General features: G+C 31.6%; 21 protein-coding genes, 2 pseudogenes, 2 riboswitches and 1 other annotated feature. Of the genes and pseudogenes, 4 read left to right on the plus strand and 19 right to left on the minus strand.

Annotated features, from left to right (window positions below; translation table 11 throughout):
- Window positions 1-22: 22 nt before the first annotated feature.
- The 4 genes from RCG18_RS23090 to fabF all read right to left on the minus strand — a co-directional run bounded on the left by RCG18_RS23090 (window position 23) and on the right by fabF (window position 4,583).
- Complete coding sequence (locus RCG18_RS23090; RefSeq protein ID WP_308038333.1) at window positions 23-346, minus strand: methylated-DNA--[protein]-cysteine S-methyltransferase; 324 nt, start codon at window positions 344-346, stop codon at window positions 23-25.
- A 582-nt stretch (window positions 347-928) separates the two neighbouring features.
- A complete protein-coding gene (locus RCG18_RS23095) occupies window positions 929-1,180 on the minus strand; it encodes an ATP-binding cassette domain-containing protein (RefSeq protein WP_308038334.1) in 252 nt (83 codons plus the stop codon).
- Window positions 1,181-1,196: 16 nt separating this feature from the next.
- Window positions 1,197-2,852 (minus strand): glutamine--tRNA ligase/YqeY domain fusion protein, encoded by a 1,656-nt coding sequence (locus RCG18_RS23100; RefSeq protein WP_308038335.1) that lies wholly within the window; start codon window positions 2,850-2,852, stop codon window positions 1,197-1,199.
- Between the two features lie 183 nt (window positions 2,853-3,035).
- Window positions 3,036-3,297: a binding site (T-box leader), on the minus strand.
- A 35-nt stretch (window positions 3,298-3,332) separates the two neighbouring features.
- A complete protein-coding gene (fabF, locus tag RCG18_RS23105; protein ID WP_308038336.1) occupies window positions 3,333-4,583 on the minus strand; it encodes a beta-ketoacyl-ACP synthase II in 1,251 nt (416 codons plus the stop codon).
- Between the two features lie 265 nt (window positions 4,584-4,848).
- On the opposite strand from fabF, the gene RCG18_RS23110 reads away from it, so the two are divergent.
- Complete coding sequence (locus RCG18_RS23110; RefSeq protein WP_308038337.1) at window positions 4,849-5,757, plus strand: helix-turn-helix domain-containing protein; 909 nt, start codon at window positions 4,849-4,851, stop codon at window positions 5,755-5,757.
- 117 nt (window positions 5,758-5,874) lie between these two features.
- Here the strand turns inward: RCG18_RS23110 and RCG18_RS23115 are convergent, their stop codons facing one another.
- The 4 genes from RCG18_RS23115 to RCG18_RS23130 form a co-directional block, all read right to left on the minus strand.
- The gene (locus RCG18_RS23115; protein WP_308038338.1) at window positions 5,875-6,735 is read right to left on the minus strand and encodes a GGDEF domain-containing protein; all 861 of its coding nucleotides are present in this window, start codon (window positions 6,733-6,735) and stop codon (window positions 5,875-5,877) included.
- Window positions 6,732-7,082 carry a hypothetical protein gene (locus tag RCG18_RS23120; protein ID WP_308038339.1) on the minus strand — a complete coding sequence of 117 codons (351 nt, stop codon included), beginning with the start codon at window positions 7,080-7,082 and terminating at the stop codon, window positions 6,732-6,734. Before RCG18_RS23120 ends, RCG18_RS23115 begins: the two co-directional genes overlap by 4 nt.
- Before the next feature lie 193 nt (window positions 7,083-7,275).
- Entirely contained in the window at window positions 7,276-7,962 is a 687-nt protein-coding gene (locus RCG18_RS23125; RefSeq protein ID WP_308038340.1) for an HD-GYP domain-containing protein, read from the minus strand.
- Between the two features lie 94 nt (window positions 7,963-8,056).
- A riboswitch (cyclic di-GMP riboswitch) is annotated at window positions 8,057-8,144 on the minus strand.
- A 131-nt stretch (window positions 8,145-8,275) separates the two neighbouring features.
- A complete protein-coding gene (locus RCG18_RS23130; RefSeq protein WP_308038341.1) occupies window positions 8,276-8,788 on the minus strand; it encodes a DUF3267 domain-containing protein in 513 nt (170 codons plus the stop codon).
- A 215-nt stretch (window positions 8,789-9,003) separates the two neighbouring features.
- On the opposite strand from RCG18_RS23130, the gene RCG18_RS23135 reads away from it, so the two are divergent.
- Window positions 9,004-9,660, plus strand: a complete 657-nt coding sequence (locus tag RCG18_RS23135; protein WP_308038342.1) for a 3D domain-containing protein — start codon at window positions 9,004-9,006, stop codon at window positions 9,658-9,660.
- A gap of 345 nt (window positions 9,661-10,005) precedes the next feature.
- Here RCG18_RS23135 and mnmA read toward each other — a convergent pair.
- Together mnmA and nifS are read right to left on the minus strand one after the other, a co-directional pair.
- Window positions 10,006-11,081, minus strand: a pseudogene (mnmA, locus tag RCG18_RS23140) (tRNA 2-thiouridine(34) synthase MnmA).
- A gap of 24 nt (window positions 11,082-11,105) precedes the next feature.
- Window positions 11,106-12,257, minus strand: a complete 1,152-nt coding sequence (gene nifS / locus RCG18_RS23145; protein ID WP_308038343.1) for a cysteine desulfurase NifS — start codon at window positions 12,255-12,257, stop codon at window positions 11,106-11,108.
- Window positions 12,258-12,695: 438 nt separating this feature from the next.
- Here nifS and RCG18_RS23150 point away from each other — a divergent pair, with 438 nt between their 5' ends.
- Window positions 12,696-13,424: a hypothetical protein gene (locus RCG18_RS23150; RefSeq protein WP_308038344.1), complete on the plus strand. Its 729-nt coding sequence runs from the start codon at window positions 12,696-12,698 to the stop codon at window positions 13,422-13,424.
- A gap of 86 nt (window positions 13,425-13,510) precedes the next feature.
- On the opposite strand, the gene RCG18_RS23155 is transcribed toward RCG18_RS23150, so the two are convergent.
- The 3 genes from RCG18_RS23155 to RCG18_RS23165 form a co-directional block, all read right to left on the minus strand.
- Window positions 13,511-14,806, minus strand: coding sequence for an APC family permease (locus RCG18_RS23155; RefSeq protein WP_308038345.1), 1,296 nt, complete (start codon window positions 14,804-14,806; stop codon window positions 13,511-13,513).
- Window positions 14,807-14,808: 2 nt separating this feature from the next.
- The gene (locus RCG18_RS23160; RefSeq protein WP_308038346.1) at window positions 14,809-15,537 is read right to left on the minus strand and encodes a gamma-glutamyl-gamma-aminobutyrate hydrolase family protein; all 729 of its coding nucleotides are present in this window, start codon (window positions 15,535-15,537) and stop codon (window positions 14,809-14,811) included.
- Window positions 15,538-15,722: 185 nt separating this feature from the next.
- Window positions 15,723-17,750 carry a sigma 54-interacting transcriptional regulator gene (locus RCG18_RS23165; RefSeq protein WP_308038347.1) on the minus strand — a complete coding sequence of 676 codons (2,028 nt, stop codon included), beginning with the start codon at window positions 17,748-17,750 and terminating at the stop codon, window positions 15,723-15,725.
- Window positions 17,751-17,905: 155 nt separating this feature from the next.
- On the opposite strand from RCG18_RS23165, the gene RCG18_RS23170 reads away from it, so the two are divergent.
- Window positions 17,906-18,976 carry a M20/M25/M40 family metallo-hydrolase gene (locus RCG18_RS23170; protein WP_308038348.1) on the plus strand — a complete coding sequence of 357 codons (1,071 nt, stop codon included), beginning with the start codon at window positions 17,906-17,908 and terminating at the stop codon, window positions 18,974-18,976.
- Between the two features lie 77 nt (window positions 18,977-19,053).
- On the opposite strand, the gene RCG18_RS23175 is transcribed toward RCG18_RS23170, so the two are convergent.
- The 6 genes and pseudogenes from RCG18_RS23175 to gcvT form a co-directional block, all read right to left on the minus strand.
- Entirely contained in the window at window positions 19,054-19,497 is a 444-nt protein-coding gene (locus RCG18_RS23175; protein WP_308038350.1) for a threonine/serine exporter family protein, read from the minus strand.
- A complete protein-coding gene (locus RCG18_RS23180) occupies window positions 19,494-20,252 on the minus strand; it encodes a threonine/serine exporter family protein (protein ID WP_308038351.1) in 759 nt (252 codons plus the stop codon). The genes RCG18_RS23175 and RCG18_RS23180 overlap by 4 nt, the downstream gene beginning before the upstream one ends.
- Before the next feature lie 327 nt (window positions 20,253-20,579).
- A pseudogene (gcvPB, locus tag RCG18_RS23185) lies at window positions 20,580-22,030 on the minus strand (aminomethyl-transferring glycine dehydrogenase subunit GcvPB).
- The gene (gene gcvPA, locus RCG18_RS23190) at window positions 22,030-23,373 is read right to left on the minus strand and encodes an aminomethyl-transferring glycine dehydrogenase subunit GcvPA (RefSeq protein ID WP_308038352.1); all 1,344 of its coding nucleotides are present in this window, start codon (window positions 23,371-23,373) and stop codon (window positions 22,030-22,032) included. The pseudogene gcvPB and the gene gcvPA overlap by 1 nt, the downstream one beginning before the upstream one ends.
- Window position 23,374: 1 nt before the next feature.
- A complete protein-coding gene (gene gcvH / locus RCG18_RS23195; protein WP_308038353.1) occupies window positions 23,375-23,758 on the minus strand; it encodes a glycine cleavage system protein GcvH in 384 nt (127 codons plus the stop codon).
- A gap of 38 nt (window positions 23,759-23,796) precedes the next feature.
- Window positions 23,797-24,903, minus strand: coding sequence for a glycine cleavage system aminomethyltransferase GcvT (gcvT, locus tag RCG18_RS23200; protein ID WP_308038354.1), 1,107 nt, complete (start codon window positions 24,901-24,903; stop codon window positions 23,797-23,799).
- Between the two features lie 70 nt (window positions 24,904-24,973).
- Window positions 24,974-25,071, minus strand: a riboswitch (glycine riboswitch).
- Between the last annotated feature and the right edge of the window lie 325 nt (window positions 25,072-25,396).

The raw sequence follows: 25,396 nt of genomic DNA on the forward strand, positions 1-25,396 counted from the left end.
AGCATTTTTGGCGTCTATTTCTCTAGGAGCTATTATCAGGTCCACCCCATATATGTTTTTTCATATTGATGCATCCCCTTTTATTAAAAGTTATTCCCTCTGAACTTAGTATAGCTCTTTGAACTTCTGGTGAGCCAAATACGTATCCTGGTGACATTTCTCCAAGCCTATTAACTACTCTATGACATGGTAAATTAAGCTGTTTAGGTGCTGCTCTCATTGCCCAGCCAACTATTCTTGCACCTCTCGGTTCGCCCAATAATAAAGATATCTGTCCATATGTAGCAACCTTACCTTCCGGTATCTGGGAAACTAATTCATAAACTTTTGAAAAAAAGTTCTTCAATGATTTCCCTCCTCTCTATCAGCAATTCGTAAACATATATTTTATATTTTATTATATATGGTCTATTTATCCAACACCATATTCATCAAATTTTAAACCTAATTTATCATTAAGCATGTATCCAAAATCTTAGGTCGATATCCCAAATCTATGATTTGGTGATAGTCACTTACACAGTGTGCTGATTTTGAGATGATTACTTATACAGAGCGCTGATTTGGAGCTGATCGTTTATTCCTGCGAAGTAAAGAACAGAGATATGTTAATAAAAAAATAAGCTGGCAAAATATAGCCAGCTTTAGTATATGAACTGTATAAGAGAAATACCTTACTAGGTACATTCTACATTATAACCATATAACATAAAATTAAACATATTATTTAAAATATTTTTAACTATTCAAATTTCTTTTTTTATTAATTAGCTCTTTAAATCGATTATCTAATTGATTATAGGCTGAAGTACCTTGGGAAACTTTCGTCAACTCACCAAGTACATATGCAATTTCCTTTTCAATTAACATTTTCTGTTCTCTAATATTGTTTTGATTTTTTCAGCGCTATTCCAAATGAAGTTCACTTTCATATCTTCTTTTCATCTCTATAAAAGCTATTCTGTTTAAGATATCCAATTTCAATATCCTCCTTATACCAAAGAACACTTCCTTGCTCAGGTTTAAGGCTACCGTAAATTATATTTCCTAAGGTACTTTTGCCTGCTCCATTTAATTCTACCATACCTATTCTATCACCTAAAGCAATATTAAAATTTACATTATTTAAAATAGTTACTTCACCAAATTCTTTATTTATTTCTTGTAAACTTAGCATCATTGCCATAAATTAAGCTTTAGCCCTTATATGAACTCTTTAATGATACGATTTTATTAAATACTAATTTATTTTCATTAGACAATTTAAAATCCTTTATAAAATAACCATGTCTTATAAATTGAAATCTTCCTTCATATCCTAACTCCGTAACCGCTGATTCAACAAAGGCATTTGTCTTTATTTCAAGTGAGTTTGAATTTAATGTTTCAAAAAGGTTATCTCCTGAAGGCACTTCTCTAAAGAGATCAGAAAATATTCTAATATTGCAAGGAACAGCATAATCAGCATTTACCCAATGAATAGTACCTTTTACCTTTCTTTCCGTAAAACCGCTTCCACTTTTAGTTTTAGGATCATAGGTACATCTTAATTCTATTACAGTTCCCTTTTCATCTTTTATTACTTCATTGCATTTTATAAAATATGCATATTTAAGTCTAACTTCTCCACCTAATAACAATCGGTTATATTTTTTAGGAGGATTTTCATTAAAATCTTCTCTATCAATATAAATATTCTTAGTAAAGGGTATCCTTCTAATTCCTAATTCTTCCTTTTCACTATTATTCTCAGCATCTAAATATTCAACATAATTATCTGGTAAGTTTGTAATCACTACTTTAATGGGATCAAGTACTGCCATGATTGAAGGCACCTTAGATTTTAAATCTTGTCTTAAAGAATGTTCTAACATTGCTATATCTACAACGCTCTCACTTTTCGATACTCCTATTTCACCTAAAAAATTATGAATAGATTCTTTTGTATATCCTCTTCTTCTTAAGCCTTTTATCGTTGGCATCCTAGGATCATCCCATCCTTCTACTACTTTGCTTGCTACAAGCATCTTTAAATATCTTTTGCTTGTAACAACTCCACTTAAACTCATTCTTCCAAATTCTATTTGTCTTGGTATAAAACTCTCTAAATCTAATTCTCTTAGAACCCATTCATATAATGGTCTGTGATCTTTAAACTCTACGGAGCACAAAGAGTGTGAAATTCCTTCTATATAATCTTGAATTGGATGGGCATAATCATACATTGGATAAATACACCACTTCTCTCCTGTTCTATAATGTGGTGTATAACATATTCTATAAATAACCGGATCCCTCATATTCATATTTGGGCTTTCCATATCTATCTTTGCTCTTAGCACTTTTTCTCCTTCTTTAAAACATCCCTCTTTCATTTTCTTAAATAACTCTAAGTTTTCTTCAACACTTCTGTTTCTGAAAGGGCTATCCTTTCCTTTTTCAGTTAAGGTTCCTCTATATTCTCTTATTTCACCGCTACTTAAATCGCAAACATATGCCTTTCCCTTTTTAATAAGATATTTTGCATATTCATATATTTGATCATTATAATCTGATCCATAAAATGCTTTATCATCATAATTGAATCCTAACCATTTCATGTCTTCTATAATTGATTCTACAAATTCAATATTTTCCTTTTGCGGATTTGTATCATCAAATCTTAAATTAAACTTTCCTTTATATTTTTTAGCTAAAGAGTAACTTATATTTATTGCATAAGCACTTCCAATATGAAGGTATCCATTTGGTTCTGGCGGAAAACGAGTGTGAATTTCTTTATATATTCCCTCTTCTAAATCTATTTTAACCAGTCTATCTATAAAATTTAAATTTTCTTTATCATTGTACATATCGCAGCCTCCTAAAAATTAATTTTATATTTTATCTAGGCATATGATACGCTGATAAATTTGAAGAGGAATAAATTCTCTTAAACGAAATAGTTTACTTGCCCCATTTAATCACATCCTTTCAGTTTCTTTCAAAAATTACATATATAAAATAAAAAACTCTCATCCATAAAACTTAATAGTCTTAAGGACGAGAGTTAAACTTTCGTGGTGCCACCTTTATTCATTGATATGTTGCCATATCAATCTTTTCGAGTACGGTATCATCATTCATACTTATACTCTAGTTCTTTAACGTGAACATACGTCATGATATCACTTTTTATATAAAGATCCACATGAAGCTCCGAGGCTTGGTTCAACATATCCTTCTTTGCCCCTTTTCAGCTAACGGAGCTCTCTGCAAAAGAATATATATGCTTACTCTTCTCATCATAGCAATTGATTATATTATTAAACATTTTATACAATAATATTAATTTAGTCAACATTTTTAGAATTAAAAGCTTTTAAAACCAATGAAGCATTATGTCCACCAAATCCAAAAGAATTTGATAAAGCATAATTAAACTCAGCATTTTTACCCTCATTAGGTACATAGTACAGATCGCATTCTGGATCTGGAGTTTTATAGTTTATGGTTGGTGGTAAAAATTTATCCTCAAGTGCAAATGCTGTTATGATAGCTTCTATAGAACCTGATGCCCCTAACAAGTGCCCTGTCATTGATTTGGTTGAACTAATGGCAAGTTTATACGCATGTTCACCAAATACAGACTTCACAGCAGCAGTTTCGGTTTTATCATTTGGTTTTGTTGAAGTTCCGTGTGCATTTATATATCCAATATCAGAAGGTTTTATATCAGCATCTTTAATTGCAAGTTGCATACACCTTGCAGCACCTTCTCCACCTTCTGAAGGTGCAGTTATATGATATGCGTCATTTGTACAACCATAACCAACTATTTCAGCAATAATATTTGCTCCTCTGTTTAAAGCATGCCCAAGTTCTTCGAGTATAAGTACACCAGCACCTTCTCCTAGTACAAATCCATTTCTTTCTAAGTCAAAAGGCCTAGAAGCGGTATAAGGGTCTTCATTTGTTGTTATAGCTTTACTAGCATTAAATCCCGCTAAAGTTAATCTCGTAATAGATGCCTCTGATCCTCCAGCAATCATGATATCAGCATCATTACGTGCTATTACCTTAAAGGCATCACCTATTGAGTTAGTAGAAGAAGCACAAGCTGAAACAGAACATTCATTGAAACCTTTAGCCCCATATTTTATGGCTATAATTCCTGATGCCATATTAGGTATCATCATAGGAACAAAGAACGGACTAACCTTCCGATAACCTTTTTCAATAAGTTCACTATGTTGTTTTTCCATAGTTTCAATTCCACCTATCCCTGTTCCTATTATTACACCTACTCGCTCCTTATCTATTTTATCAAAATCCAACTTTGAGTCTTCAATAGCCATTTGAGCAGATGCTAGTGCAAATTGAGCAAACCTATCCATTCTTCTGATTTCTTTTTTATCAATAAATATAGATGGATCAAAATTCTTTATTTCCCCACCAACTTTAGTTGGTAGATCAGAAACATCAATTCGTTCAATTTTACTAATTCCACACTTTCCAGTTTTTATTGACTGCCAAAGTTTATCTGCTCCAATTCCAAGAGATGAAACTGCTCCCATCCCTGTGATAACTACACGTCTTTTCATATAAAAAATCCTCCTAATTTTACATTATAAAACTTCATGTACTATGGCATAAAATATAAGTAAAGGTCCTGCGTTGTAGACTAAATTACACCGCTGCACTTTACCACCACATTTGCATAGTATTTACTTTAGTAATTGTAATGGATATAATGAATTAAAATAAATAAATATTACCTTTAAAAATAATTTTAATAGATTTAGTAAATTAAAATGAACAAATATTGCTTTTAAAATATAAAACTATCGTTAGAAAAGGATTTAAGATATGATAAACTTAAAAGAAGCTATCGTTTCAAGTATAGATTACATTGAAGATAACCTATATAATAAGATTTCCTTAGATGATATATCTTTTCATGCAGGAGTATCTAAATATCATCTTCATAGAATTTTTAAATCTTTGACAGGTGAATCTATTATTGAATACGTTCAATCAAGAAAGCTGACATCAAGCATTAATGAACTTGTAAATACTAATATGAGAGTTATAGATATTGCTCTAAATTATGGTTTTGACTACGAACAATCTTACATTAGAGCTTTTAAAAAGAAATTCGGATATACACCATTAAAAGTGAGATCAGATCAAAATTCGTTAAGTGTAATAATTAAAGAAAAAATTAATACTAATGATATTTTATCTGTCGATAACTCAATTACTTACAATCCACATTTTATATTTAAACAAAAGTTTAATTTAGTTGGTATCAAACATAAAATATTAAGTAAGTCTGGTATTAAAACCGCAAATGCTTATGGAAGGGATTTCTTTTACAAGCATAAAGACAAAATTGTTAATGCTATAAATCCTCAGTTATACTTTGGATATACAGATTGGAGTGGAAATGATAATGGTTTTATTTACTATATTCCAGCTGTACAAGTACCCGACTCTACTAACCTACCAGAAGGAATGACGTACATTTCCATACCAGCTCATAAGTATGTAGTTTTCCGCTTTGTTGGATTTTTTCGACCAGATGATATTAATGGAAGACATGTAGGAAGGTTACTGGTTCAATTATATTCTAAATGGATTTTTAGGTCAGGTTATAAGTTTGCTGATACCTTTAGATTTGAGTATATTGACACATCTATTTCAAAGGATAACTATTGTGAGTTATATGTGTATCAGCCTATAGAAGATATACATAATGTTACAACCTCACATTAAAATGAGCATGTATAGATTTGATGTATATCTATACATGCCTTAATAATTTAAAAATAAAAAAGCTAGATAGCTTATCCAACTTTTCATATTACCATATAATATAAGTTTAAAATACAGCTACGCAGATTCATGTATGCTATCTGTATTAGCAACAATTAAATTTTCTTCATTGTTTTTAGCTTTTGTAGAAGCTAAGCTGGCCGCATTTATCATCTTATATACAAGTGAAATTATGTTATCGTTTATAAGTTTATTTTCTTTTGCCACAGATACTCCAACTGAAATAGTAACATCTATATTATCAATAAAGGGACTTGAAGAAACTATTTTTATCAAATATTTTGCTAGATTAATAGATTGATCTATGGAATAAGGAGTTAAAACAATAAATTCATCTCCTGCAAATCTTGAAAAAAAAGTATCTTTAGGGATATTGTCCTTTAAAATTTTGCTTAATTCCTTTAATACTATATCTCCCTTAATATGTCCATATTTTTTATTGATATATCCAAAGTTATTTAAATCAATAAAAATAATAACAGGAGCTATTCCTTCCTTTATTAGCTTTAGAGTCTTATAATATATGTAATCACTCTTGTATAAACCTGTTAAAAGGTCTATATGCTTGCCTAACTCCTTATAAAGTTGGTTTTTTATTAACATTCCTAACAACCTATTATCATCTCTAACTAATAAAACATCTTCTCCGCTTTTATCAAATATCTCTTTTGCCTTCCATATATATGTATTGCTGTTTATATATGTAATAGAGCTTGTCATAGCATCAGCCACAATTCTATTAGGATGTGCTTTAAATAAATTTTTATATGTTAACACGCCAACAGTTTTATCGTTTTCTACAACCAAAAAATAGTGGCAATCACTATCCAAAATCAAATCTTGAATTTTTTGAATACTGTCACATGCATTTATAGTTATATAATTTGAAGATATTATATCCGATATGGTTCTTATCATATATCTATAGACCTGCTAACCTGAAGTACGATATTCACTTGTACTTTTATTATCATAGAAGGTGTAGCAATTCTTCCTCCCTCTTCTAAAACTAATGGTATTAATTTTTCCTTAGGTAGAATATTGAGTAAAGATTTTCTAATTACAACAGCCTCAATTGCATCGTGATCAATTCTAATAATGTCATACTGATCTGGAGACAGAGCATCTGCCATTCTTCTTGCACCTTCTGGTCCTATTGGAGCTTTTTTACCAACAATCAAAACATCTTGCATCGGAGGCATTTCAAATTCTGATAACCTCATAGATATTTCTGCTTTTTTTGTGCTTTCAATATAACCACTCATAGCATACACTCCTCTTAATCACTAGATATTATTTAACTGCAACTTTTAATATTAATTATTTTACATTTATTCTAAATTTTTTATTCACATAATGGTATTATAGTATTTTATATGCTACATTACAAGGCAAAATATGGAATAAAAGTCATTATGGTGTAACTTCCCTTGTCAATAATGGAAGAGTTTATATTCTTTACCTTTCTATTAGATTATCAATAGATAAAGTATCCGTAAATATATCTACTAATTCAGGATTAAATTGCTTTCCCTTCTCGCCAATTAATATTTCTACAGCTGAATTTTGTGAAATAGATTTTCTATATATCCGGTCTGATGTTAAAGCATCAAAAGTATCTGCAATTGCAATAATTTGAGAAGCAAGTGGAATTTCATCATCTTCTAGGCCATCAGGATAACCATTTCCATCCCATCTTTCATGATGGCTTCTTATTATATTGCTTAAATCTTCAAAGTACTCAATGTTCATTGTAATTTTTTCTCCAATAATCGAATGTTTTTTAATTTCTTCATATTCTTCTACAGTTAGCTTATCTGGCTTATTTAATATTGAATCATCTATACCTATTTTCCCTACATCATGTAATATAGATGCTAAATGAATTTTCAACTTTTCTTCCTCTGATATATGAAGTTCCTCACAAATTATATTGGTGTAGAATGCCACATTTTTTGAGTGTTCCCACGTATAAAAATCTTTTTCATAAAGCAAACTTGCTAATATTTCTGCTTCCATAATATATACACCTATAATAGGACTTACATATTGCAATATATGTTCTTCTTTCCCAAAAGAAGATTCATCCTCTGCACCATAAATGCTACAGGCACCTTCTTTAAAGCTTATAAAATTATCTTTCATAACATTACCTCACCTATGAAATATTAAAGACACCTAACATAGTTGTAGGTGCCTCATAGATTATGTCATATATAAGTACAACATAAAATTATATTTCGGCAACCTGGCAATCATAGGATTAATATTCCCTTAGACCCATAGCTTTGCGACCTTACTTTTCAATAAGTGTGCTATTGTCGATATAAACTATATATTAAAAATTAGTATCAATAAATGTATTATTTCGCTATATTATAGTATATATTGGAGTTATTTGTATAATTTTGAAAACTACATTTTAATTATAATATATATATTATGCTATTACAATAGTTTACCTAACAACATCAAAGCCATATTCTCTATCTATTATTTTGCTATCATAATTATATCTGCATAAAACAAAAGCCATATATAGATCTCCTATGCTTCCTATTAAATTAAAAAAATAGACTAAACCACCAATCCAAGGTGAAAATAGCATAGAAGCAATAGATATTATTACTACTGGAGATAAAAGTACTATTAAAAACTTATTCCTATCAATAGGCATATTGGATACCTCTTGTGTATATGCATAAATTATTTTAAATCCATATTTTACTTTGCCACCAAAGAGCTTAAATGTTATACCATGAATTAATTCATGGATCATGCATATTGGTATCATTGTAAATGCGACTATAATATAAAAATTAAATAATAGATTATTTGTTGGATAGCTTATTATACCTCTTGATAAAAATTTATTTAATATTATATCTAGTACTCCTCCCATAGACTCAGTAATCATTATAGCTACAAGTAAACATATTAAATGAGTTTTCCATGTAATTTTAAATGACACGATATCACCTCATTATAATATTTTACACAAACTATATTTTTATACATTATTTTCTTAAAGATTCTAGTCATCTCAATGATTCTATTCAATTATTAAATTCTTATGTAGCTGTCAAAAACATACTATTCACAATTTTGTCATGAAAAATTTGGTTATATTTTCAAAAACTTGTCCATACTAATATAATAAAATAACATATAGAGAGGATGTTTTAATTGAGTACGAATGTTAAGAAAGTAATGCTAACAATTCTTATAATAATTGATATTATTGCTATAAGATATGCAAATGTATATAGCAAAGATAGCTTTGCTAATCAAATATATAATAATATTAAAAGCAATCAAGTTGCGTCCATAGATGCATTAAAAAATATTAATACTAAAAATATAGATCAATATAAACAAACAGAAATAAAGCGAGAACCTAAACAAGAAGTTAAAAATCAACCAGAGCAAATTTCTGTTAATAAGGATAGTAATTCTCAATCTGAACAAAATAAAATTACTGAAGATAATAATAGGCAGTCTGATTTAAATAAAGATGAAGAAAAAAATGATGAGAAAAATAAGGAGAATAATCCTTCAGATAAAAAACAGCTTTCACGCGGGAGTAGCCTAGGAGTAAATAGTTTAGGATATGAAACAGATATTACTTTAACTTTCTATACAAGCTTAGCAGAAGAAAACGGTGGCTATGCTGATATTACTTGTACAGGTGGAAAGCTTACTCCAGGAATGGTTGCAAATAACGTACTGCCTCTTGGAACAGAGATTTATACAAGTGAATTTGGTACCTTAACTGTATCCGACAGAGGTGGAAACAATTTTAATACTATACATAGACTTGATGTATTCATTTCCAGGAAATGAAGGAGAAAGTGACTGGGAATATAAGAAAAGGGTAAATGATATGGGTAAAGTAAAAATTAAGGGCTATATAGCAAAGCGCTAGGTCTACATATAAGCAGACATACAAAATCTTAAGTAGATATCCCAAATCTACGATTTGGTGATAGTCACTTACACAGCGTGCTGATTTTGATATGATCGGTTAAGCAGAGAACTCAAATCTCTGATTTGAAGTGAATCGCTTACACAGCGTGTGCTCATTCGACAATAGGAGAAGGAGTTTCATATAATTATAGAAATAAAAGGTATTCATAGTTGTCTCTTTACGAAAAAGATAGAACTATGAATACCTCTAAAGCTGGATATCTATATAATTTCGTCTATAATTCCTCCGCCAACTAAGCATTCTTTATCATAGAATACTACAGATTGGCCTTTTGTTATGGCACGTTGTTTATTTTCAAATTTAACCTTTACTCTGCCATCTTCAAGTGGAGTTATCCATGCTTTTCCTGGCTTAGCAGAGTATCTTATTTTAGCCTCAACCTCCATAGTGTCTTCTAATTTATCAAAAGGAATAAAGTTTATATCCTTAGCTATTAACTCTGTCTTAAATATATCCTCCTCACTACCAAGAACAACAGTATTGGTAAGTGGGTTTATATCAGTTACGAATACAGGTGTGCCAAGTGCTATACCAAGGCCTTTTCTTTGGCCTATTGTGTAGTACACTATACCCTTATGCTTTCCTAAAATATTTCCTTGTTTATCTACAAAATATCCTTCTCTGACTTTACCTGGAACCTGCTTTTTTATATAAGAACCATGGTCATTGTCAGGGATAAAGCATATTTCTTCACTGTCTTTTTTATTATGAACAAGCAATCCTATTTCTTTAGCAATCTCTCTTATTTTATCTTTCTTATATAATCCACATGGCATTAATGTATGAGCTAACTGGAACTGAGTTAGATTATATAGCGCATAAGTCTGGTCTTTTCTATCATCTTCAGATCTTCTAAGCAAATATCTGTCCTCTACTTTTTCTATAGTTGCATAATGTCCTGTAGCAACATACTCAGCACCTAAGTCCATAGCTTTTTAAGTAGTGCATCAAATTTAATATACTTATTACATGCAACACATGGATTTGGAGTTCTTCCTTCCATATATTCATCGATAAAATAATCTATAACATTCTTTTTAAATATATCCTTAAAGTTCATAACGTAAAAAGGAATATCTAATTTGTAAGCAACTCTTCTAGCGTCCTCTACTGCGCTTAATGAGCAGCAACCTCCTTCTGCAGCTTCATATTCCTCATCTTCCTGCCAAACCTGCATAGTTACACCTATGACGTCATATCCTTGCTCTTTTAAAAGATATGCTGTAACGGAGCTATCTACCCCTCCGCTCATTCCTACTACAACTTTTTTCTTCATGTTAATCACCTATTTTCTAAAATATTACATACGATTTTTTCTGATTCTTTCTATAATGCTTGGTATTACTTCAAGCAAATAATCTATTTCTTCCTCTGTTGTTCTTGAACCCATTGTTAATCTTAGTGCTCCTTTAGCCATTTCTTTTGACAATCCTATAGAAAGCAGTACTTGCGAAGGCTCTATAGCACCTGCTGAACAAGCACTTCCACTGGAAGCACACACACCTAAACTATCAAGAGACATAAGAAGCACATCACCTTCTATACCTTCAAAGCTTATATTTACGTTGCCTGGTAATCTTTTGTTTCCCACTGCTCCATTTAACTTTGTACCAGGTACTTTTAATAGTCCCTCTATAAGCTTATCTCTAAGACCTTCTAACCTCTTGCTTTCATTTTTCATATTTTCAACTGCCAATTCTACAGCTCTTCCCATACCTACGATACCTGCAACATTCTCTGTACCTGCTCTTCTGGCTCTTTCTTGAGCACCACCATGTATTAAGTTATGAATTTTTATGCCTTTTTTCACATAAAGGGCTCCCATTCCTTTAGGACCATAGAATTTGTGCGATGCCATTGATAATAGATCTATTTTCATATCTTTTACATCAATCGGAACATTTCCTACTGCCTGTACTGCATCACTGTGAAAAATAATTCCTTTTTCTCTGCATATCTCCCCTATTTCCTTGATAGGTTCAATAGTTCCTATTTCATTATTTGCAAACATTATTGACACAAGTATAGTCTTATCTGTTATAGCATTCTTTAAATCATCTATTTTAACTATCCCCTGCTCGTTAACAGGTAAATAAGTAACTTCAAAGCCCTGATCTTCTAAGTATTCGCAAGTATGCAACACGGCGTGATGTTCAATACAACTAGTAATTATATGATTTCCTTTGTCTCTATTTGCAAAAGCAATTCCTTTAATTGCCCAATTATCTGCTTCAGAACCTCCACTTGTGAAATAAATCTCATCACCTCTAGAGTTTATGGCACTAGCAATTCTATCTCTAGCTATATCGACTGCAGCTTTTGTCTTTCTTGATATATGATAAATTGAAGATGGATTACCAAAATATTGTGTAAGATATGGATTCATTTCTTCTAGAACCTCTGGCTTAATAAAGGTTGTAGCAGCGTAATCCATATAGATTTCTCTTTCCATTTTTATCGCTCCTCATAAATAATATAAGCTACTAAAATTCTGAGTAATTTACTATGATATAATTATTCTATTTTTAAATGCAACATTTGTCAATATTTTAGAGTTACAACTTATAGTAAAAATAATTTTTACATATCGCATATCATGAAAAGTTAATTGTTAATAGAAATATAAACAAAAGTTCAGTTAGATATCTATGTATAATTAGTATAGAATTGTTTACTGGCAGGAGTCATAGCAACTTTAGAATATAAAACACCTCTTATTTAAATGCGTGCCATTAGTGGAAGATACTATATAAGCATAAAAACTCTGATATCGGATAACCTAAATATTGATATCTTATATTAGTAAAATATATTTTTAATTAAATTTATTTTACCTTTCCGTGGATATTTTATACCTATTCTCAAAGATGAAACCTTAGGAGGTAGCACTATGAAAAAAGTAGTAAGCATTGTTACAGCGGCACTAATAACATGTTCTTTAAGTGCATGTGGTAATAGAAATACTTCCTTTAGAAATCCGGGAATCAATCAAGGTGGCGCAAATATAGGTTTAAATCAAGGCAGTAATCCAGGAACTACCACAAGCTATAGAGATGGTGTTTATATTGGTGAAGGTAACAAAACTGCAACGGGAAATCAAACAGCTGTAGTTACAATTACTGGAGGTAGAATTTCTAATGTTGTCCTTAAAACTCTTGATGCCAAAGGCAGAGAAATAAATACTAACAGACAAACTTCTACAGGAAATGCTGGAACTGCTATTGGTTCCAATATGGGTGGTACTACCAGCGGAACTCCTGGTGAAACCACTAGCGGTACCAAAGACATTGTTAATGGAGGAACCACTGGAGGAGCTAAAGGTGGAGCTACCAGTGGAGCAATAAATGGTACTGGAGGCGGACGTGCAAATGGAACTGCATCGGGAAATCTGGTGACTGGCGGCACAACTGGCGGAGCTACTGATGGAACTACTATTAACGGCACAACTGCAGGTGGAAACACTGTAAATAACTATGAAAGAGTTAGAAGGGATTTGGCATCTTCCATAGTTCAAAACCAAACAACTAATGTTACTATTGGTGATGTTGGAAGTGAAAAAAGTGCAGTCGACAACTGGAAATTAGCTGTTGTTAGAGCTCTTGATAGAGCAAAGAAATAAGATAAAAAATGACACCAGTACAATGCTGGTGCCATTTTTTATCTTATTCCTATCACCAGAATATATCTAGCAATAGCTATGTTATTTTAACAAACTTCTTTGTTTTCTATTGAATTATTTCTTTTTCTCATTATAAAGTATAGTGGTATTCCTATAACTAATGCTCCAAGTCCCCACATTATCTGATCTTTAGTTGCTTGAGTTAACAACCATAAGCTAACTACTACAGATAAAATAGGCAATACTGGGCCAAAAGGTATTCTAAATGTACTTTTTAAATCATTTCTTTTTCTAAATATAATTACAGAAAGACATGTTGGTATATACTGAGCAAATCTTGAAATTACACTTATTGCTGCAAGCTGAGTAAAGCTTCCTGATATTACGATTGGAATTGCAAGTATTACAGTCACTATTATAGCAATATAAGGTGTATCAAATTTACTTTTCTTTGCAATTACTTTAGGTAATAGTCCGTCATCAGCTAAAGCAACTCCTGACCTTGGAGTGATAAAAGATGCGGCAATATTTATACCCCCTATGGAAACTAGTGTTCCGGCAGTAACAAGCATTCCTCCAAAGCCCCCAAAGAAAGTATTAGCTGCATCTGCAACTGGAGTAGTACTTGAAGCAAGTTTTGGTCCTAAAGTACCTACTGATACTGTTTGAGTTAATATGTATATAATTGATACTAAAACCATAGTTATAATAATTGCTATTGGAACATTTTTCTCAGGATTATCCATATCTTCAGCAGCTACTGCTATAGATTCAAAGCCAGTGAAAGCATAGAATATTAATATTGCAGCAGACCCAAAGGTTGCTGAGGTAATATTACTAGGAAACATAGGTGTGAAATTTGAACCCTTTATACAAAATATACCTATAGCTACAAAGAAGATTAATGGTACTAATTTTCCTATAGTTATTATGTTATTCAAATACTTAGTTGCACTTACACCTAAAATATTTACACATCCTAAGCCTACAAGTATTAAGATAGCTATCATATTTTTAGTAGAAGTATTAGCCGCTGCTGGCCAAATTTTTGCTAAAGCTGTTGGGAATCCAACTGCCATTGTAGCCCATGCTATAATACCTACTGCCCACTTCATAATTCCAACTTCAAAGCCAATAAATTCTCCAAAGGCTTCTTTTGCATAAACATATGGACCTCCATTTTTATTAAACATACCTGCAACTTCTGCAAAACATAAGGCCATTGACAAAACTAATATCATATCAAACAGATATACCCATATACTTCCTGGTCCCATGAGCTTCATTGCCTTACCTGGAAGTAAGAATATGCCTGAACCTATTACTCCATTGATTCCGAGTAGAACTATACTCCAAAGTCCTAGCTTTTTATTGTTGTCCATTATTAATCCTCCTTAGTACATTGTTTTATTAACGTTTTAAATAAGTCAAGCATTTTTGAATCTTTTTTAGCCATCATTTCTGGGTGCCATTGCACAGCAATTACAAAACCCTCTTCTTTTTCTATTGCTTCTATAACTCCATCCTTTGCCCTTGCTGAAACCTTAAATCCGGTGGCAACTTCTTTAATTGCTTGGTGATGGAAGCTGTTTGTTAAAGCACTTTCACCTAATATATCATATAATTTTGTTTCTTTTATTACTTCAACAGTATGGCTAGCTACATCTGGTCTTGAATTCTGTTGATGTTTTATGTAGCTTCCTTCTATTTTGGATGTGTCTTGATATATTGTTCCTCCTAGTGCTGCATTTAGTATTTGAAGTCCTCTGCATATTCCAAGTATTGGTTTATTTAACTCTAATGCAGCTTTGATAACTTTAATATCATAGTCATCTCTTTCTGGACATAAGAATCCTTGCTCTGGTATTGGTTCTTCGCCATATATTAAAGGATTTACATCATATCCTCCTGAAATTATTAAAGCATCCATATTAGCTATCTGACCTTTAATAGTCTCATAATCCGATATTAGCGGAAGTATAAATGGTGTACCTCCAGCCATAGTAACAGTTTGTACATAATCGTTATTTACATATGCTCTTTCGTAGCCTGGAAACATTCCTCCCTGATCGATTAATAAATTTCCTATAATTCCTATTAGTGGCTTATTCATATCTGTCCCTCCAATGTAACTTCTTCGCAAATATATATAGCAATTTGCGTGCCAAATGAATTTTAATTATAAATATACTTTTAAGTGTCAGTTAATTCTCATATTTAATTTTCTCTTTGTTAATAATTAAATAAAAGTAGAGGAAATTTAAATAATTCCCTCTACTTTATTGGTTAAATAGGTTATTAGTTTATCCTATTTCTTATCCATTTTATAAAATTTCTTCCCTTAATAGTGAGTTCACTACCTCTTCTACCTAAGCTGGATGTAATTATTCCTAAGTCATTCAAAATTGTTAAAATTCTTCTTACTTCTGCTTCCGTTATGCTTCTACATCTATTTTTTAAGGCTTCCTCTATATTTTTTCTTCCTACACCCATGTTATTTGAATTTTTTTCTTCAATAATTTCTAATATCTCTAAGGCATTTTCCACATTGCATTTATCATTCAAATAGTCGTACTCCCGCTTATAATCTATATTGCAATTTAAAATATAAAAAGGAATATTTTCTATTTTGATTTCTTCATCACTCATAAGCTCAATATAATCTGCAGCATTTTTAAGTTCCCTTATATTTCCGGGCCAAGTGTAATTTAATAATAAATCTACTACATCTTTCGAAAGCTTTAGATTCTTTTTCCCATTTAAGGAACTCTCTAAAATTAATATTATATCTTCTTTTCGCTCTCTAAGTGGAGGAATATTTATTGGCAGCACATTTAATCTATAAAATAAATCCTCTCTAAATTTACCCTCGTTTATCATCTGCATTAAATTTCTATGGGTAGCAGCAATTATTCTTACATTAATGTCTATAACGCTTTGAGAACCTATTCTCATAACTTGTCTTTCTTGAATTACTCTAAGCATTCTAGTTTGGAGAGATAATGGCATATCTCCTATCTCATCTAAAAATATGGTACCGTTATGAGCCTGCTCAAATAATCCTGCCTTTCCTTCTTTTAATGCCCCAGTAAAGGACCCTCCTTCATACCCGAATAATTCACTTTCAAGTAAGCTCTCAGGTAAAGCGGCACAGTTTATTGCAACAAAAGGCTGTTTTGACCTATTTGATGCATTATGGATAGATTGAGCTAAAACCTCTTTGCCAGTACCGCTTTCCCCTGTAATTAATGCTGTAAGATCCGAAGAAGCAATTTTTTTTGCCAAGCTTATACACTCTTTCATTCTAACTGAATTAGTGAGTATATCATTAAAATCATACTTAGCTATAAGTCCCTTATTTCTAAGCTTCTTACTCAAATTTTGTTCCAACTGCTTAATATAAGTTACTTCTTGAATGTTGAAACAGTAGCCAATGTTTTGCCCTAAGGACTTTACAATTTGTTTATTAACATTAATATATCTTCCTTTTAGCTCTAATATTTCATCCTTAATAATCTCTTTTGTAAATGTATTTACAACTTCTTTATCTAAAACATCACCAATTTTTTTACCTTTTATATCTTCTCTTATATAAAAAATGTTCTTAAAAGCATTGTTATAGAAAGATATATTTTCTTCATTGTCTATAAGCAAAAATCCTTCCTTTGAAGAATTAATTATGATGTCCAACTCTTCATTTGCAACGTAAAGCTGCCTATAATTTTCTTTTATACCATTATTTAAGTTTATAATACTTTCAGAATAGTTTATAACTCTTTCGCTTAATCTTTTATCCTCTATATTGAGTTTATTTATTATTTTTATAAAAGTAGTAGTATCTATACACCTATTTCCAACATTTATTATAGTCTCTATATGCTTAGGCACATGCTCTCCTTCATCTGGAGTTATAGCTATATTAATATCTTCATAAATCTTATTAGGTTCGTAAGCTATAAGTTCCAAATTACTTATTCCTATCTGATAGAGTAGTGAAACTGTTTCTAAAGTAGTTTCTTTGCTATCGTTGATTACTAATGCTTTAGTATTTTTAGGAAGAGTAAATAATTTATATATTTCACTATCCCTTAAGGTTCTTTCTATTATTATGGTATTCTTTTTGTTTTGCACATATTTTTCACATTCTAGAGCCTTTTCTTTTATCATAAAAAGCACTATATCATCCTTAATTATGGAGTCATCTTTTAAATCATCTATATAATAATTATTTATTTTTACAAATCCTTTAAAAATACTTTGTAAATTATTTTTTAAAAATTTTGCTAGTCTAGAATTGCTATTTGTTACAACAGCTATTGTTTTCATTAGTTTGTTACCTCCAAATTATTATATATACAAAACTTTAACTAATAATTAATAATTTATCAATAAAAATTTATATTGTATTCTTAATTGTATTCTTATTGGTATGTTTTTTGCTGTATTATATTTGGCAGAAATACAACTAGGAGGTTATTTTTATGGACTGTATAGAAATTACAAAAGAGCTTATTAAAATTGATAGTTCAAATTTAGAAGGTGCAAACAAAGCTATAGATTTCTGTGAGGATATATTATTATCCCAGAGATTAAAAACAGAAATAATCGAAAATAATGGGTTTAAAACTTTAATATGTACTATTGGAAGTGGTGATAAAAAAATAATACTTAACGGTCATTTAGACATTGTACCTGGAAAGGCTGAACAATTCGTTCCCTATATAGAAGATAGAAACCTTTTTGGAAGAGGTAGTGCCGATATGAAAGCTGGAGCTGCCGCTATGCTTACTACAATGTTAAAGCTTAAGAACGAAGATTTGAATTGTAAGCTGCAGCTTCAATTGGTTACAGATGAAGAAACAGGTGGCTTTAACTGTTCAAAGCATTTAGTTGACAATGGTTTTAGAGGAGATTTTGTAATCTGTGGTGAGCCTACTCAATTAGGTATAGGAGTACAAGCAAAAGGTATACTGCAGGTATACTTGGAGTTTTTGGGAAAATCCGCTCATGGAAGTAGGCCTTGGCAGGGAACTAACGCTATAATAAAAGCTTATGAGGCCTTTAACGCTATTTTAGAATTGCCTTTTGCAAAAGAGAAATCAGAGCTCTATAACTGCCCTTCTATTAATCTATCAAAAATGGAAGGCGGAGATGTTTATAATAAAGTACCTGCTTACTGCAAAATGTGTCTTGATATAAGATTTCTTCCTGGACAAGATCCTCAGGAAATAATAAGACAAATTGAAGAAGTAGCTGGCGTTAAAGTAAATATTCACTCCATAGGTGATGCTGTAAAAACAAAAGTTGATGACTTATACGTAGTAAAATTAAGTGAATCAATAACTAAAATAACCAATAATAATGCTGAAATATTTGGTCAGCATGGCTCTGCAGACACTAGATTTTATTCAAAATATGATATACCAGCTGTAGAATTTGGACCTACAGGTCAAAACTGGCATGGTGATGATGAATTTATAAGAGTAGATTCGGTTTATACATATGAACAAATGCTTATAGATTTTATACTAAATATTAGCAGTGGCTTATAAACAGAATTGCAAACAGTAAGCTTTTAATTCAATAAAAAGGCTGTATACTTTATATTTTAAGAATACAGCCTTTAAAACTATTGTTCTAATTTTTTTGACATCATTAATTTAGAAACAAAACGAAATGTTGTTGCTGAAAGCATTATGCCAAATGCAATTGCTCCTGCTACAGCTACTGTTTGCATGCCCTTTGAATATGCTGCAGAATAATTTTGTTCTACTATGTAATTTATAGTATTAAATGCTGTTATACCAGGCACAAGTGGAAATATTCCCGGTATTGAAAACTGCACAGCGGGAGTTCTAAGCTTTCTTGCCATTAATTCACTGTATACACCTACAACAAAAGATCCTGCAAAGGATGCAGAAACCGGACTAACTGTATACTTATATACTGCAAGATAAGTTGCCCAACCAATAGCTCCACAAAAGCCAGTCCATATTATCTTTTTTCTGTCAATATTGAAAAGAATAACAGGAAATATACTACCAAAAAACGCTAATACTATTTGTTTTATCATAATTTCACACCTACTCCTATAGCTAATGCTGCACCAATCCCTACACCTATAGCAATTATAATAAGCATTGCCTCACCAAATTTAGCCATACCCGATTCAAAGTCACCATAAATTACATCTTTAACACCATTAGTAAGTGCTACACCAGGCAATAATATCATTATTGCACCAGTTATAACATTTCCTTTGCTTACAAAAGGTAATAGCTTTTGAGCAATTATGCTTGACCCTCCTATAATAAACCCAGAAAGAAAAAATTCGAAAAACTGAAAGAATCCAACTTTAGATATTTTCTCTAACATATAGTAAATCCCTATACTTACTACTGCGGAAACAATAGAATCATATATTGTTCCGTTAAAGAAGAATGAATAGACAAAAGATGTCATGCTTGCAGCAAAAAGTCTTACTGGAAAGCTGAAATAGGGTGCTTCTTCTATATCTTTTAATACCTGCTTAGCTTCTTCATAAGTCATAGGTTTATGCTGAAGATTTCTTGAAAAAGAATTAATAAGCTCTATTCTATATAAGTCCACTCGCCTTGTCCTAATTTTTTTCAGTGAAGTTATCTTTTCATCATTGCCGTCTAAAAGAGATATTAATACGCCTTTGGCTGTTACCATACATTCACATTCTAGATTGTAAGAACTACATATTCTTTCGATTGTTTCTTCAACTCTATAAGCTTCTGCACCATTACTTAAAAGTATTTGCCCCGTAGAAAGCGCAATCTCTAAAACTTGTTTAGCTTCCATATTATACTCCTTTATGATTCATTAAATTATTTATCCGATCGCTACCATTGCTAACACCCCCATCTTCTATCAAAGTGGGGGATAAGCACTGCTACGCGCCTGGATAAGCTCTTCTAAGGTTCAGATAGAGAAAGTCATCCTTATAAGCAAACTCCATCTGAACCTAAGAATCACTTGATAGCCATTAATATTATATCATTTTTTGTGGTAATTTCTATTAAGTTATAGTAAAATTTAATACCATAAAAAATACCATAAAAAACCTAAGAACTCTTAGAGTTTTCCATGGTATTTTTTTAAATTTAATCTGGGGGTTGGGTAATTATATTATCTGCTCCATTTTAATACTGGATACCTTGCCGCTTTAACTTCATCTAGCCTCTTAATCTCAGTACAATTTGGTGCGGATTTTACAAGCTCAGGATTTTCCTTTGATTCTTCAGCAATTTTAATCATTGCATTTATAAACTCATCAAGGGTCTCAAGCTTTTCTGTCTCTGTAGGTTCTATCATTATAGCTTCATGCACAATTAGTGGAAAGTAAATTGTTGGAGGATGATATCCATAATCAAGCAGTCTCTTTGCTATATCCAAGGTTGACACATTATCATTATCCTTTAATCCAGCTAAAACAAATTCATGTTTACATATATCGTCTATAGGTAGTTCATAATGGTCTTTTAATTTAGCTCTTATATAGTTTGCATTTAGAACTGCCAGTTCACTTACTTCTTTTAATCCTTCCGCACCCATAGTTAAGAGATATGAAAATGCTCTAACCATAATACCAAAGTTTCCATAGAAACTTTTTACCTTTCCTATTGAGTAAGGCCTATCATAATCTAAATGATATTTATCATCTTTTTTGATATTACTGGTTTTGGTAAGAATTCTACTAAGTCTTTTCTGACACCTATTGGACCACTTCCTGGTCCTCCTCCACCGTGAGGAGTTGAGAATGTTTTGTGTAAATTCAAATGACATACATCAAATCCCATATCTCCTGGTCTTGTTCGCCCCATAATAGCATTCATATTAGCGCCATCATAATACAATAAGCCACCTGCTTCATGAACAAGTTTAGCTATTTCTACAATGTTTTTTTCAAACAATCCTAAGGTGCTTGGATTAGTAAGCATCAATCCTGCTACCTCATCATTCAAAACATCCTTTAGCTTTTCAATGTCCACAGCTCCACTTGAATCAGATTGAACTTCTATTACGTTAAATCCTGCCACTGATGCCGAAGCTGGATTTGTACCATGAGCTGAATCCGGTACTATTATTTTTGTTCTTTTAAAATCTCCTCTTTTTTCATGATAAGCCTTGATAACCATAAGTCCTGACAGTTCTCCATGTGCCCCTGCAGCTGGTTGAAGGGATACACCTTCAAGACCAGTTACTTCTGCTAGCTTTTCACTAAGTTCGTACATTAGCTTTAAAGCTCCCTGCACAGTGTCTTCTGGTTGGTATGGATGGAGATTTAAAAACTTAGGAATCGAAGCCATATCTTCATTGATTTTAGGATTGTATTTCATAGTGCAGGAACCTAAAGGATAAAATCCTGAGTCAACGCCATAGTTTTTATTTGAAAGCAATGTAAAATGCCTAACTACATCTACCTCACTAACCTCTGGAAGCTCTGGCTCTTTGCTGCTTAGTAATTCTTCAGGAATTAATTTTTCAATATTTATTTCAGGTACATCGCAGCCAGGAAGAGAATATGCCTTTCTTCCTTCTTTGGATAGTTCAAAAATAATCTTATTATATTCTTTCATTATTTAATCCCCTCCAATACACATGCCAATTTGTCGATTTCGCTCTTTGTTCTTTTCTCAGTTACACAAAGAAGCATTGAATTTTTGTGGTGAGGGTATTCCTTTTCTAATTGATATCCACCAAGAATTTTGTTTTCTAATAAAATATTATTTATACCTTGTACAGAATTATTTGATGTTACTACAAACTCTTTAAAGAATGGTTTATTAAATACTGCAGTGTATTTTCCATTCTTTGTTATTTGTTCAAAAGCATAATGAGATTTTTGCATGCTTTGCATAGCTACTTCTCTTATACCCTTTTTGCCAAGAGTTGTTAAGTATATTAGAGCAGTTAAAGCATTAAGTGCTTGATTTGAACATATATTTGATGAAGCTTTGTCTCTTCTTATGTGTTGCTCTCTTGCCTGTAATGTTAAAACAAATCCTCTTTTACCTTCTTTGTCTGTTGTTTGACCTACTATTCTACCTGGCATCTTTCTTAAATACTTGTTTGTCGTCGCTAAGAAACCTAAATAAGGTCCTCCATAATTTAAACTATTCCCTAAGGATTGGCCCTCACCTACCACTATGTCTGCACCATATTCTCCTGGACCTTTTAAAACTCCGAGAGATATAGGGTCACAGCTTACAACAAGTAAGGATTTGTTTTGGTGAACAAGTTTTTCTACTTCTGTTAATTCTTCAATTATTCCAAAGAAATTTGGAGTTTGAATAATCACAGCTGCTATATCTTTATTTAGCTCAGCTTTAAGTCTTTCTACATCAGTAACACCATCAATTTCTTCTATTTCAATTAAATTTAAATTTTTAAATCTTAAATAAGTTTTTAATACTTTTCTTGTTTCTGGATGAACAGTCTTTGAAACAAGAACAGTCTTTCTTCTTGTCGAATCTGCAGCCATTTGAGCTGCTTCCGCACAAGCAGTTGCTCCATCATACATTGAAGCGTTAGCAGCTTCCATCCCTGTAAGATTTGCTATCATTGTTTGATATTCAAATATTGCTTGTAGAGTTCCTTGACTTATTTCTGCTTGATAAGGAGTGTATGCTGTATAAAACTCTGATCTTGATACTATGTGCTTGATAAGTGAAGGTATATAATGATCATAAGCCCCTGCACCTAAAAAGCATACTAAATCATTACAGCTTTTATTTAAATCAGCTAAACTATTAAAATAAGATTGAACTTCTAACTCTGACATACCCTTGTTCATATTTAAGCTTCTACCTAAACGAACATCCTTTGGAATATCTGCAAATAATTCATCTATAGAGTTTACCCCTATTGCTTTTAGCATTAGTTCTTTATCTTCCGCTGTTAGCGGTAAATATGGATGCATACTATTCCCCCTTATCGCATAACTTTTCGTATTGGTCAGCCTTTAATAGCCCATCAAGTTCTGATTTATCTGATAGTTCTACAACTATCATCCAGCTGCCGTAAGCATCTTCGTTAACTAGCTCTGGACTGTCAACTAGCTTTTCATTTATTTCAACTACCTTTCCTCCAACAGGAATATAAAGATCTGAAGCCGCTTTTACTGATTCAACAACTCCAAAAGCTTCATCCTTGGAAAACTCTGTGTCAACCTCTGGTAGTTCTACAAATACTATTTCTCCTAATGAGTTCTGAGCAAAATCTGATATTCCTATATAAGCCTTATTTCCCTCAACTTTCATCCATTCATGATCCTTACTGTACAATAATTCATTTAAAATTTTCATATAAATATCCCCCTCATATTAAATATTTTTAATATTGATTACTTATTGTAATTTTTTTTATAAAATCTTTTATCAATTACTACAGCTTCAATAAGCTTGTTTCTAACTTGAATAAAGATGGTACTTCCTAGTTCAGAATACTTTAAATCAATTAAGGCTAAACCTATATTTTTCTTAATAGATGGTGAAAGATATCCAGTTGTAACAATTCCTATCTTCTCCTCTCCTGCAAAAACATCGTATCCATGTCTTGGAATAGCCTTACCTTTCATTTCAAAACCTACTATTTTTCTTTTTAAACCTTCCTTTTTTTGCTTTGCAAGAGCATCCTTACCTATAAAATTTTCCTTGTTCAATTTAACAAAGAATCCTAATCCAGCTTCAAGTGGTGTGATATATTCTGACAATTCATTTCCATAGAGCGGTAAATTAACTTCAAATCTCAAAGTATCTCTAGCGCCAAGTCCTATTGGCTTCAATCCATCCTCTTTTCCAGCATCCAATATCCTATCCCACAAGTCTATTACACTTTCAACATCTGTGTAAATTTCAAAGCCATCTTCCCCAGTATAACCAGTTCTGGAAACTAGGCATTTTATTCCCCCGATTAAAATGCCTCTTTTACAGAAGAAAAATTTAATATCTCCTAAATCTGTATCTGTAAGCTTTTGAAGTATTGCTTGAGCCTTCGGTCCTTGAATTGCAAGTTGAACAATTGATGATGAGATATTTGTTATATCTACATCAAATCCATTTTTATTTTTTAACATCCACTCGAAATCCTTTTCAATATTTCCAGCATTTATTACTAAAAAGAAATGATTTTCATTAAATCTATAAACTATTAGATCGTCAACAACTCCTCCATCTTGGTAACACATAAGAGCATATAAAATTTGATTATCTTCTAATATAGATGTATCGTTTGTTATTAAATTTTGTACGAATTTAAGAGCGTCTTCCCCAACAATTTCTACTTCTCCCATATGAGAAACATCAAATAACCCAGCAGCTGAGCGCACTGCTTCATGCTCAGCTATTATTCCTTCGTATTGCACCGGCAAAGCCCAACCAGCAAAATCTATAATTTTACCCCCATATTTTTCGTAAGAATTAAATAATGGAGTTTTCTTTAAATTTTCCATACTATAATACCCCCCTATAATTTTTTGTACAACAAATAAAAAGGACATGAAGGCAAACTTTAAGTTAACCCACATGTCCTCTGTTTTTTTACCTGAGAGTTTCGATATGTATTCATATCTTACACCGTTGGTTCTGCTATTTAAAACAGTCTTTTCAGAGTTTCGTCCTACAACGTTATTTTTACCTGAGAGTTTCTAATATAGCCGTGGTACTATATCATTGCTCCTTCGGTTAACAAATGTTATCTCACACTGTAGTCATCCGAAAAATATTAAGTTTTATTTTCAAGTTAATTATATTGCTTACTGTAATTATTTTCAATAATAGTTAAAAAATTAACCGAACATAATTGCTAATATTCAAATTATTTCTATATATGCTTTTTATAGTGAGATTTTTTTAATAATATATCAATTGTTTTAGTAAATATTAGTATATTAATAAGTTACTCATTTAATAAATATCAAACTATCGTTAAAAAGCTAATAGTAA

It is taken from the genome of Clostridium sp. OS1-26 (genome assembly GCF_030915445.1).
In the GTDB taxonomy this organism is placed as follows: Bacteria; Bacillota; Clostridia; order Clostridiales; family Clostridiaceae; genus Clostridium_AM.